Here is a 13,358-nt window from a genome sequence, read left to right on the forward strand (position 1 = left end):
GAAATTATAGAAAGAAAAAACGCCATCAACTAAGATGACGCTTTTGCCCTTTTATCTTTATTTAGTAATAATCTAATTAAATAGCCGATACTGCGGCTGTATCTGTTTTCTGCATAGGTGGATGTATATCAACTGGAATACCTGGTTCATAGGTAATTCCACTTGTATTTTTGACAAATTCACTTTTGGCTTTTTCAAGTGCTCCATCTTGATTTAAAAGCAAGTCATACGAAGCTAATGCCATTATCTTTGCAGCATGATGCATTCCCTTTATCCCAATGGATGACCCAAAGGAAGCTGTTGCCTGCCATGTATGAAATTGTACTCCTAATGGAGCGCATGTTGTCATAATTTGTCCCATCGGAGCAATCCAGGATACATCTCCGACATCCGATGATCCTCCCATCGTCATTCCATACATTTTTGTAATATGATAAAACTCTGGATCAAGAGCCTTTTCCCCATTAAGACCAAATTTATTTTTCTTAGCATCTTCTAATAAGGAGGAATCTAGCGTTTGGCAAAGCTCTTCTGCAAATCGTTCTTCCATTTGGGTAAATTCCATTTTCCCTGCTTTGCTCGCCTGATTAAACATTAGCTCATTTAGTGCTTTATTAGGCAGCGTATCATAGCAGCCAGCTTTAATTTCCCATTTCACTGTTGTTTCTGTCATCATTGCAGCACCTTGAGCCACTTTTATTAATCGCTCCGTTATTTCTCCCACTTGTCTTCTGTTCGCTCCACGCAAGAAATAATAAACACTCGCCTTGTCCGGCACAATATTAGGAGCCAAGCCTCCATTTGTAATTTGATACTGTATCCTGCTGCCATCTGGAACATGCTCACGCAAATAATTCGCTCCTACATTCATAAGCTCTACTGCATCTAATGCACTTCGGCCAAGATGTGGTGCTGCTCCTGCATGAGCTGTTCTTCCTGAAAAATAAAATTCTATTCCTGTTAATGCCTGCATGCTAGAATTAGTCGTCATATTAAAGGTCCCAGGATGCCAGGTTAAAGAACAATCTATATCATCAAACACACCTGCGCGCGCCATATATGTTTTTCCTGACAAAAGCTCCTCTGCAGGGCATCCATAATAACGAATAGTTCCTGTAAGCATTTCTGCTTCCATCTGTTCCTTAAGCGCAAGGACTGCTTCCACACCTGCTGTTCCTAGTAAGTTATGGCCACAGCCATGGCCAGGCCCATTTGGCACAACTGGTTTATACGTTGTGCTTACTTGTTGAGATAAACCAGGAAGTGCATCAAATTCTCCTAATATCCCAATTATAGGTTTGCCTTCCCCGTATTCTGCAACAAAAGCTGTACTTATATCCCCCAATCCTGTAGTTAGGCGAAAACCAGCCTTCTCTAGTGCTTTAATTTGCAGTTCAGATGCGAAACTTTCTGTATAGCCTACCTCTGGATTTCCCCATATTTTTTTAGCCATATCCTCAAAAAATAATTTGTTTTCGTCAATCCAGCTTATAATTTCTTGTTTTCCCATATAAACACCCTCAGTCTTTGTGAATTTTCAGAAAAAAACTATCCAACTATATCTCCTGTTAAATCTTTTTGAAGCATGCTACTTCTTTTAGGTGAAGGCAATAAGCAAGCAATGATTGCAGCAATTAGGCAACATGTCGTTAAAAATAAAAATGCACTTTTATAAGATCCACCAGATGCAGAGATAAGCGCACCCATAATCATTGGAGATAAAATTCCTGCTGCTTGTCCACCAAAGTTTAAAACCCCAAATGCTGTTCCCACTACTTTTTGCTTTATCATTCGATGCGGCAATGTGAAAATAAAGGTCATAATAAAAGACATAAAAGTAAATGCAATACTTTGATAGATGATGACTTGAATAACACTAGAGGAAAGTGCTGTCAAATATAATAGCCCTCCTACCAGTAATACCCCAGCAACAACGCCATATTTTGCATAATTTCCAATTCTATTAATGACTCTTCCACTAATAATCATCCCTAACGCCATAAAAAAGGATGGAATGGCGCTAAGCAACCCTACCGATTTAAGATCTATTCCCATTGCTTGAATCAAATAGGAAGGCATCCAAGAAGATAAACCCCAATTGGTTATATTTACAAAGAAAAAAATTAATACTACTTTCCATAAATAAGCCTTGCGAAGAAGCTCACTATATTCCTCTTTTGTAGGCTTATATTTCTGTTCTGAATTAGAGTATTGCCCTTTTTGTCTAGTAGCTAGCAGAAACCAAACAATAACAACAATACCTAAAAGGGATACCACCCAAAAAACATGTCGCCATCCTAATGCAACCAGCAATGGTGCACAAATAATCGGGGCAAGAGCGCCGCCTAATGCATTAGAAGACATCATCGTCGATTGTGCCTTTGTCCGTTTATCCATTGGAAAATAATCTGATATTGCCTTTGTACTTGCAGCCGGGTATCCCCCTTCTCCAATACCAAATAAAAAACGGATAAGAATTAAGGAAGAAAGTGACCAAGCTAAGCCTGTTAACGCTGTAAATACAGACCAAACTAAAACAGCAATAACAATAACTCTACGAGAACCAAAACGGTCTGCAAGAAAGCCACCAGGTATTTGCATAAAAGCATATCCCATAAAAAAAGCGCTCAAAACTATTCCTAACTTTGACGCATCTAAAGATAAATCTGTTCCTATTTGCACAATCGCAAGACTAATTGTTGTCCGATCGATATAGGAGACAATCCATCCAAAAAAAAGTACCGTCAAGAGCATTCTACTATTTGATGCTTCAGAATTTCCCTTCATTACACCATCACTCCCCTTCACTTATTAGCTTGAAATTCAAGATAATTAAATTTTAATTAACATCGCATGTAAAGTCATTATCAGAATATACAATGTATTCAAAATTCCATTGTGTATTCCTCCAATCGGTGGCATAATTAATAGTGATTTTTGTTAGTTTTTATAACAAAAGGAGACTAGATTATGTCACAAAATACTAAAGATTTTTTTCTCAATAAAAGGTTTAATCAATTCACTTTTTATGTCTGGACATTAGATTCTTATATGAGTTGGATTTTGTTGGAGGAGACAAATGATCTATCAGCAGAAAATGAACAGCTTTTTCATCACTTGCCATGGAATCAGATAGAAGGAAAAGATTACCATGCATATATAACCTTCTATGATTATAAAACCAACAGTCAGATGTACATATTTGAAACAGATGATCCTGAAGCAATAAAGGTAAGATCTTTCGTTCGTACAGATAGACCACTCTCAGAGGATGATTCGAACTATTTTGTTATGCAAATTCGCTATAGGCTACTAAGCAGAAAATTAGCCAAACAATGGCAAGAGCATGATGCTTGGCTAGAGGGTTTGCGATCGCTCACCTCCATGCTTGATTTAAATCAGCTGTTAGACAACATTATGAAAAATGTTTTGTCTGTTATTCCAGCAGTTGATCGTGGCTTTTTGACCCTCTATGATCCTGAGTCACAAAAACTTGTTCCAAAAGCAAGCATTGGAATGGGACCATCCATTTATGATTTTAAAACTAGTATAGGAGAAGGAATAGCAGGGAAGGTTTTTGATAGTGGACAAGGACGCATTTATAACTCAGCACAAGCGAATGAGGCCATCAGCAACTTAAAACCAAAGAACTATTCCTCTTTAATGAGTGCTATCGCAAATTTGGAAACAACTATTAATCAGACCTCAATGGCTGTGCCTGTCAGCATGAATCAAACGAAACTTGGCGTGATGATTGTTCATCAATTTAAGAAAAAGCGTCCCTTAAGCAAGGAGGATCTGCGTCGGCTTCAAGGTTTCGCTGATCAAGCTGCCATTGCCATTACAAATGCAAGATTATTCTCAGAGCTCCGGCAAACAAATGATTATCTTGTAAAACGCAACGAAATCCACGAAGCTTTTACTAAACTTTCCTTAAATGATACAAATTTAGTCAAAGTTTCGAAAACAGTCGAACGGATGATAAAATCGCCTGTATTTCTGTACGATTTAACTCAAAATGAATGGTATCCCCATTCAAATTTAGCTCCTTTTAAATTTGAGGAAGCTCAATTGCCTAAAGGTTGGGAAAATCACATCGAACCATTAGACACCACTATAAACGAAAATAAATATCACCTTTATCCAATCATAAACGAAGGCATTCCTATTGGCCTCTTTATCGTTAAGCTAAGTCGCCCACTGCAAACTCTAGATACAGTAATATTAGAGCAAGGTGGAGCTTTGGTTGCTTTAAAGATGGTTAATACTTATTCTGCCACGGATATGCACTATAAAAAAAGCTATGAATTCTTTAATGAACTTATTCAATATAAAGAACCCGTTTTGCTAATCGAAAAATCCAAAAAATTTGGCCTTTCACCTGAAAAGCCATTATTTGTTTCAGTTCTTCAACTTAAAGAATCTACACATACTACCCAAAAGCACGAAACCTATTTAAGACGTTTAATTGCTTCTATTAGCAAAGAAATAGGTTCCTCAGAAAACCTGATATTTGGATTTCACGATAAAGTAACTATAATTATCAACGTGACTAACGAAGAAAGCAGGGAACTTATTATAAAAAAGTTAAAAACATCTATAAACTGGTGGAAAAATAACTATCCTAAAGTTGTTATCGGTGGAGTGGGAGGGCTTTATACAGGATTGGAAAACATTTCTAAAAGTGCAGAAGAAGCAAATAAATCCTTACTTTATCTTAACAGTCGTAATTTATCTGGCCTCTTAAAGTATGAAAATATTGGAATCAACCGATTATTTCTAAATCAGCAACCTAAGGACATAAAATTATTTATTCAAGAAGTACTATCACCGCTGCAAACCCCAAAGGCGCTAGCTAGTGATTTAGAAACAACACTAAAAACCTATATTGCAGCAAACCGTTCCACTTCCATAACAGCAGAACGATTACATATTCATCCAAATACCCTTTATCACCGCATCAAAAAAATTGAGGAGATTCTTTCCGTAAATCTTGATGATCCTAATGACTGGCTTACACTGCTATTAGCATGTCATTTAAGTGAAACCTATTAAAAAATTCCATAGGGATGATTTATGATTTAGAACCGCTAACTATTCACCAAATATAAAAATAAGTAAATAAATATGCAACAATCTGTTCTATTTTTTTCATATTAGATTATACTATTGGGCAGAGGTGAAAAAAATGTACAAACTATTATCACATAATGATTTAGATGGAATAGGCTGTGGTATTCTCGCTAAGCTTGCTTTTGCAGACCAAGTAGAAGTCCGCTATAATTCCATTTCCAGCTTAAATCAAGAAGTAGAGAAATTTCTTCAGCATGAAACAGAACATCTTTTTTTATTTATCACAGATCTTTCAGTTAATGAAGAGAACAGAAAAAAACTAGAAGCATTTTATAAAAAAGGGGGGAAAATCCAATTAATTGATCACCATAAAACGGCACTGCATTTCAATGACCATGAATGGGGATATGTATCTGTGGAGGATGCAGATGGGCACTTAACTTCGGCAACATCATTATTTTACGAATATCTTATTCAGCATAATCTTCTTGAGCCTTCCAATTGCATTGCAGAATTTGTAGAACTTGTCAGACAATATGACACATGGGATTGGGAGAAAAATGATAACCAACAGGCTAAAAAGCTAAATGCCTTATTTTTTCTTATCTCTATGAGTGAATTTGAAGAAAAAATGATTGACCGACTCAAAAATAGCAATCACTTTTATTTTGATGAATTTGAGGAAAAACTATTAGAGCTTGAAGACACTAAAATCGAGCGCTATATCCGCCGCAAACGAAGAGAGCTTGTACAAACAGAAATTAATGGATTTTTCGCTGGTATCGTTTATGCAGAATCTTATCATTCGGAATTGGGAAATGAGCTTGGCAAGGAATACCCTCATTTAGATTATATTGCCATTTTAAATATGGGTGGAAAAAAAGTAGGTTTTCGAACAATCCATGATACAGTCGATGTTTCACAAATTGCTGGAAAATATGGCGGTGGCGGACATGCAAAAGCATCTGGATGCACTTTAACTGCGGAGGCCTACAAAGATTTTGTCTTAAATACTTTCTCACTTGAACCTGTAAGGGAAGATGCAAGAAAAAATACATATAACATAAAGGAATCTCTATTAGGTTCCATATATGAAAATAAAGCAGAGGAACACTTTTATCTATACCCTTTAAATAATAAAGAATGGGTTATTGAGCAGAAGAAAAAACAATTGCCAGTAACGTTCTCTACCTTCCTAGAAGGAGAAAGCTACCTAAAACGAAATCATGGTGCATGGTTGGCAAAAGATTATAAATTTATTAATTATTTAATGGGATATGTAAAGAAAAAAAATTAATCATCCTTAACAATAACTAGTACTTCAGAATGGATCTAAATTTATTCCTAACGAACTGAAGGAAGGCCTAAAATAATGGAAACTTCCCATCATTACAGCCATTTTGAAGTACTAGTAATAAATATAGCTATATTTATTTAAATTTCTCTTCATTTTATTTTAATTCTGTATTAACTTTTCCAGAAAATCTATTTTACTTTTTGCGTTATCTATTGTAATAATATCTACATCGCTATCAATCTCTTTTTTTACTTTCCCCCCATTTATTACTTTCAGCGCATTCTCTGCGCTAATAAACCCCATATCATAAGGATTTTGGGCAATAGTAGCTTGCAGCGTGCCGTTTTCAATATTTTCCACCATTTTTACTATTCCGTCAGCTCCTACTACTGGAATATTCCAATTCTTTTTCTTTAATATGTTCATAATTTGGAGAGCTGTATCATCATCCACAGCAAATATTCCCTTTACTTTTGGATTTGCTTCTACAATTTTCGTCAGCTCCATATTCATTTCTTTATTTCTCACTACTTCTTTGATAATTGTATGAATACCTGCATTACTTAAAGCTTCCTTTGCTCCTTTTATTCTATCTTCACTTACGTTATCCTGTGAAATAAACCCAATAAGCAATACTTTATCTGTCGGCTGAGACATGGCGGCAAGCAATTCACCTGCTTTTTCTCCTAACTTGTTATTGTCTGTTCCAATAAAGGAAGTTTTATCTGCCCAATCTAGATTTGTATCAACAAGGAAAACAGGAATATCATTTTTTTTATACTCCTCTAATATCGGAATAGACTGCTTAGGATTTTCAGGAGAAAATATTAATGCGTCTGGTTTTTCTTTTAATACCTTTTTCAGAATATCAAGCTGATCCCCCTCTGTATTGTCTGTTGCCAAAAACTCTCCCTCTGCTCCGTAATTATCAAATGCTTTTTCTATGCCAGCTGATAATATACGCCAATAATCTGCCTTTGTACCTTTTAGCACTACTGCTATCTTCGTTTTTTTTTGATTTATTTCTAATATTATATAACTGCATAATCCACCTAAAAAAACAAAACAGATCAATAAAATGAACCATTTTTTTTTCAACTGCTATTCTCCTATCCTAATAAAACTTTCATCTTACTTTTCTAAAGCAAAACAAATAGAAAATATAGTTCCTTTATTGCTTGTATCAATTTTTATCTTCGCATTATGTCGCTCTGCAATACTATAGCACACAGCCAATCCTAATCCTGTGCCATTATCCTTTGTTGTAAAAAATGGAGTTCCTATTTTATCTAAAACATCATCTCCTATTCCTTTACCGGTATCGCAAATTTGTAGAATTACATTTTCTTGTTCGATATAAGTTTTAATCGTTAAAACCCCTTCATTAGCCATTGATTCTAAACCATTTAGAGCAATATTTAATAAGAGTTGACGAATTTCTTTTTCATCTAGGTATAACATCGGACACTTTTCTAATTGAAGCAATACCCGCTTGCCAGATAAAAGAGCTTCTGCATTTAAGAGGGGATAAATGATTTCAATAATATCATTGAGGGATTGAATTTTTCTGTCACTCGTCTTATTTTTAGCTAAGGTTAGAAATTCCTTAATAATTTTATTTGCTCTGTCTAACTCATCTATCATTAAATCCAAATGTTCCACTGATAACTGCTGGTTATTTAATTTACCCATTTGCAAAAAACCGTGAACAGTCGTCATAGGATTGCGAATCTCATGGGCAATTCCTGCTGCCATTTCTCCTACTAAATTTAATCTATCTAACTTATATATTTCCTTTTCCATACGTATTCTTTCCGTAATATCGTTTAAGGCAATTAGAACACAATTTCTGTTCTCAATCATAATTGTTTCTGTCGACAATAGAGCATACCTTATTGATTTATCCTTCGTTTTGTATGTTACCTTTTTATTGTTCATTGGCGTAATCCATTCATTTCCGACAATCTGTCTGAATTCTTCCTTATCTTCTTGAAAAATTCCCCACTGACAATTCGCATTATTTAATTCATCGAGATTATAGCCAGTATGAATTGCCCAGTTATTATTTACCGCAATAAAATTCCCCTCTTGTATAGAGAAAATTGCCATCTGACAGGGACTTGCTTCAAAAATTTGTTTAAAGCGACCTTCTGACAATAACAGGTCATCCGCTACCTTATTTCGCTCCTTCATTTCTTTTGTTAACTTATCATTAACCAATAATAAATCAAGGGTCCGCTCTTCCACCATTTGCTCTAATTTATCCAAATAGGCTTCTTTAATTTTCTCCATTTCTTTCCGCTCTGTAATATCGCGAATAGTGCAGACAAAAATATGATAATCTTCCAGCATGGCATCCCCAATATGAATATCTGCAGGAAAAGTATCATTATCTTTACGTTTTGCGATAATTTCAACTATTTTTCCAACAGAAGATTTGTTCATAAAATAATGTAATGCATTTGCCGTTTTATCTTTTTCAATTTCCCCTGTGGAATCAAGGAGAATTGCTATATGTGTTCCAATTAATTCTGAATCCTTGTAGCCAAACATCTTTTCAGCCATTGGATTTACCGATAAAATATAACCTTCTTCATTAAATGTTACAATAGTATCTTGCAGCGTATCTTGTATCACTTTTGATAAAGCTTCGTGTTTGTGCAAATTTACTTTTGTAACGTTTAACTCAAGATTTATCTTTTCTCTTTCAATAGAACTTTCTCTTTCGATTTTTTTTAGGCTTCTTGTGTGATTTTTATAGATATTGACAAATTGTTCTACCTTGCTTCTTAAAGCTTCTGGATTAAAAGGTTTAACAATATAATCTATTGCTCCCACTTCATAACCTTGTGTAATATGATCTACATCTTGGCTTATAGCCGTAATAAAAATAATAGGAATATTTCTTGATTTTTTTCTCTCTTTTATTAGTCTCGCTGTTTCAAAGCCATTTATCCCAGGCATTTGAACATCAAGAAGAATTACTGCAAAATCATATTGCAGTATTCTCTTTAATGCTTCTTCTCCTGATTTGGCGCTGACTAAGTGAATATTAGGTGCACTTAAAACTGCCTCAAGAGCAAGCAGGTTTTCTTTCAGGTCATCAACCATTAAGATATGCATAACTTCTGCTACATTAGAATTAGTTGATTTTTCGGTATATCTTTTCACTGGTATCGTATTCTTCATAATTTCCTGCATAATCTGTATATCTCACCTCTTCCCTTTTACCCAAACCAAGAAAACCTGAAAGTACTAGACTATTATATAGTAATTGATGAACATCATTTTGGAGACTTTTATTAAAATAGATCATAACATTTCTGCATATAATAATATGAAAATCATTAAATGTTTGATCTGTAGTTAAGTTATGTTGTGTAAACAACACATTTTCCTTTAAAAAGGGACGAAATTCTGCTGCATTATTTTTGACTGCATAATACTCAGAAAATTCATTTGTCCCGCCGGCTTTTATATAATTTTTTGTATATAACTGCATTTTTTCTAGGGGAAAACTTCCCAGCTTTGCCTTTTCCAAAGCAATATTATTTATGTCTGTTGCATAAATCCTTGTTTTATTTAATATTCCTTCCTCGCTTAGCATGATGGCCATAGAATAAACTTCTTCACCTGAAGCACATCCGACATGCCATATTCGTATAAAAGGATAATTTCTTATTATCGGAATAATTTTTTTTCGAAGCGTCAAAAAAAACTCTGGATCTCGAAACATTTCTGTTACAGAGATAGAAAAATCTGACAATAACTTCTTCATCATTATAGAATTTTGAAATACTTTCTCCTGCAATGCTGAAATACTGGATAAGTTTTCTGCCCCTATTCGATACATAATTCTTCTTTTAAGAAAAGGAAAGGCATAGTTTCGAAAATCATATCCATAGTATCGGTAAATGCCTTCTAATAATAATTCAATTTCAATTTTTTCCAGATCATTATTTTCTACTGCTTGTTTATTAAAATATTCGGTAATATCTTTTCCCACCTAACTTCTATAAAGCCATACTTGAATTAAAGAGTATAATTGCTTTATATTTATTGGTTTGCTTATATAATCAGATGCTCCTGCCTCTATACACTGCTCTCGGTTATGTTTCATCGCTTTTGCTGTTAAGGCTATAATAGGAAGATTTTGAAACTCTGGCATACTTCTGATTTTCGTCATGGTTTCAAAGCCATCCATTTCCGGCATCATAATATCCATTAAGATAAGGTCAATATCCTGATTTGCCATCAATACTTCCAAGCCTTCTCGGCCATTTTCCGCAAATAGCACTTCCATTTCATAATCTTCTAATACAGCAGAAAGTGAAAAAATATTTCTCATATCGTCATCCACAATCAGGATTTTTTTTCCTTTAACTAATAAAACAGATTCATTTTCTATTTCTTTATTAAAAAGAAAATCTTTTGCCTCCATCATAAAACTTTCTGTATTTTCCCCGCTGACCGCTATTTCTTTTTGTGATGAAAATATAGGTTTAGATTGGCTTTTTGATTTATACGGTAAATAAAGTATAAACGAACTCCCTCTTCCCTCCTCACTCTCTACACGAATAGCCCCTCCAAGCAAGTTAGAGATTTCTTTGCATATAGACAATCCCAGCCCAGTTCCTCCATATTTGCGGCTAGTGGTCCCATCAGCCTGATGAAATGCGCCAAATATAAAGTTCTGCTTCTCTTTTGGAATGCCTATTCCTGTATCTTTCACAGTAAAAGTAATGGCCGAATCTGCCGCCTCCAATACTTTACTATTATCCGGAATAGAATAGCCCACTTCTTCAATATATAATGTAACACTGCCTTTAGTAGTAAATTTAAAGGCATTAGCCAATAAATTAGAGATTATTTGTTTCAGACGGTGCTCATCTGTATATATAAAAGGAGATAGATCCTTATGTAACGCCACTTTAAACTCAAGGCCCTTTTTTTCGGCTAAATGGCAAAATTGTTTCTCTGCAAACTCTTTAATAGATTCTAGCCTTACTTCTCCTTCAATTATATCTATTTTCCCTGTCTCTATTTTTGCTAAATCTAATATCTCATTTATTAGATGCAGCAGATCATTACCAGATGAATTTATCGTCTGCAAATATTCCAATTGTTTTAATGTAAGATTATCATTTGCCTTTTCCAGCAGCATTTGAGCAAGTATTAGCATGCTGTTTAGAGGCGTTCTAAGTTCATGGGACATATTTGCAAGAAATTCTGTTTTATACTGGGAACTAAGCACAAGCTGGTGAGCCTTTTCCTCTAATATCACACTAAGTTTTTCTAACTCTTCATTTTTCTGTTCCGATGTTTTATACTGTACTTCCAGCTCTTCATTAATAGCAATCAGTTCTTCCTGCTGCGCTTGCAGCTCTTCTGATTGGCTTTGCAGTTCTTCTGTCAGCGCTTGGGATTCTTCCAGAAGTTTTTTTACTTGCATGCGATTTCTAATACTATTAATAGTAATGCCTAAATGCCCAATTATCATTTTTAATAACTTTTGTTGTATTAGACTGAATACTTTAAGTGAGGCAACTTCTATGACTCCTAATACTTCTCCTTCAAATTCAATGGGAAGAATATAAATATTTCTAGGAGCAGCACTGCCTAACCCTGATTCTAACTTAATATAATCATCTGGTATATGAGTAAGGTTAATCGGTCTATTTTCTAAAGCACATTGCCCTATCAATTTTTCTCCTAAAAGAAAACTTTGTTTATTCGTACTAGCATTCTCAGCAAAACCATAGGAAGCAACTTTTTCTAAACGCTGCAGCTCTCCTGTACCTTCCTTAATATAAAATACACCATATTGAGCTTCTATCGTCGGAGTTACTTGGTTGATAAATAAATTGGCTAAAGAATTAAAGTCTTCTGCACATGGAAAAGCAGACGTGATTTCTGCAAGTTTAGAATCATGCCAACTCTGTTCCTCAGCTTTTATCTTTAGTTCTTTTTCTTGCTGTGAATGTTGCTCTAAAGCTATTGCCATTTCATTATATGCCTCTGCAATCCTTCCGATTTCATCTTTGGTCTTTATAGAAACTCTCGGAAATTCCGTTCCTTGATTATATGCAACGCTAGACATCACTGAAGCGACACGGTAAAGGTTTCTGGTCATTCCTTTTATAATCCAAATTGCTATAGCAACACTCAAAAAAATACCGATAAAAACATAAATATATATAATTTTGACTGCTATATTATATGTCCCTTGTGTTCGGAAAAGCTCATCTTTCATTTCCTGTTCTTGCAAAGTAGAGAGTATATTGACAATTTGCAAAAGCCGTTCCTTATCTTGATTGCTTGGTAGCGCTTTTATAACATCTGACTCTTGCCCCATATTCCTTTTATATTTATAGATAAGTTCCTGTCCATCTTCTTCATATGTTTGAAAAATGGTAGAAAACTTCATAATCAATTCCTGTGTCTGCTTCCTTTTATCCATTTCCTTTAGCGCCCCTAAAGATGAGGCAATGTTTGTTCTAGACTCTTCCCAATCATTTAAAGTATCTAGCAGTGCTTTTTCAGAAGGGTTTATTGAAATTTCCATTGCTTCTCTGCTCATATTGTTTATTTCATTTTTAATAATTGCAGTAACTCTAATTCTCTCAGATAATTCATTTACGATAACGTGCATTTTAACATTTTGTTGTTTTAACATACTCATAAGTACTGCAATAAGAATCATTATTAAAATAAATATAATTCCTAATCCACCATAAAGCTTTGTACTAAATTTCATTTAACCTCCCTTTCCACATACAAGATTCTAATGAGCATAAAAAGTTAGAATCAAAGAGTTTTAAGATAGTTTGTATTTAGTTCTCTTTTTTATTATCTTTATTAAAAACGAGATATTTCTTACCAAAATTATATTACAGAGAATACAAATCATTCAATATAATGTTAGTATAATACCAAAGAATATTCTGTATATTTCATATTAAAAAACACAAAAAACTTTTAACTTAAA

At 34.3% G+C, this 13,358-nt stretch carries 8 protein-coding genes; 2 read left to right on the top strand and 6 right to left on the bottom strand.

The genetic code is table 11. The annotated features are described in order from the left end of the window. Positions 1-76: 76 nt before the first annotated feature. Positions 77-1,510 carry an amidohydrolase gene (locus NCCP28_RS19640; protein ID WP_248562928.1) on the bottom strand — a complete coding sequence of 478 codons (1,434 nt, stop codon included), beginning with the start codon at positions 1,508-1,510 and terminating at the stop codon, positions 77-79. Positions 1,511-1,548: 38 nt separating this feature from the next. Further along, complete coding sequence (locus NCCP28_RS19645; protein WP_248562929.1) at positions 1,549-2,787, bottom strand: MFS transporter; 1,239 nt, start codon at positions 2,785-2,787, stop codon at positions 1,549-1,551. Between the two features lie 183 nt (positions 2,788-2,970). Between NCCP28_RS19645 and NCCP28_RS19650 the strand changes: the two genes are divergently transcribed. Next, complete coding sequence (locus tag NCCP28_RS19650) at positions 2,971-5,055, top strand: helix-turn-helix domain-containing protein (RefSeq protein ID WP_248562930.1); 2,085 nt, start codon at positions 2,971-2,973, stop codon at positions 5,053-5,055. A 133-nt stretch (positions 5,056-5,188) separates the two neighbouring features. Then, positions 5,189-6,370: a DHH family phosphoesterase gene (locus tag NCCP28_RS19655; protein ID WP_248562931.1), complete on the top strand. Its 1,182-nt coding sequence runs from the start codon at positions 5,189-5,191 to the stop codon at positions 6,368-6,370. A gap of 159 nt (positions 6,371-6,529) precedes the next feature. On the opposite strand, the gene NCCP28_RS19660 is transcribed toward NCCP28_RS19655, so the two are convergent. Genes NCCP28_RS19660 through NCCP28_RS19675 form a run of 4 tightly spaced genes read right to left on the bottom strand, consistent with a single transcriptional unit; the run spans position 6,530 to position 13,127 of the window. Beyond that, a complete protein-coding gene (locus tag NCCP28_RS19660; RefSeq protein ID WP_248562932.1) occupies positions 6,530-7,468 on the bottom strand; it encodes a sugar ABC transporter substrate-binding protein in 939 nt (312 codons plus the stop codon). A gap of 33 nt (positions 7,469-7,501) precedes the next feature. Continuing rightward, positions 7,502-9,559: a PAS domain S-box protein gene (locus tag NCCP28_RS19665; protein WP_248562933.1), complete on the bottom strand. Its 2,058-nt coding sequence runs from the start codon at positions 9,557-9,559 to the stop codon at positions 7,502-7,504. Further along, on the bottom strand, positions 9,513-10,376 hold the full coding sequence (locus NCCP28_RS19670; RefSeq protein ID WP_248562934.1) for a CheR family methyltransferase: 864 nt from the start codon (positions 10,374-10,376) through the stop codon (positions 9,513-9,515). Before NCCP28_RS19670 ends, NCCP28_RS19665 begins: the two co-directional genes overlap by 47 nt. Beyond that, a complete protein-coding gene (locus NCCP28_RS19675) occupies positions 10,377-13,127 on the bottom strand; it encodes a hybrid sensor histidine kinase/response regulator (RefSeq protein WP_248562935.1) in 2,751 nt (916 codons plus the stop codon). Between the last annotated feature and the right edge of the window lie 231 nt (positions 13,128-13,358).

This window comes from Niallia sp. NCCP-28 (assembly GCF_023168165.1).
Lineage (GTDB): Bacteria > Bacillota > Bacilli > Bacillales > Cytobacillaceae > Niallia.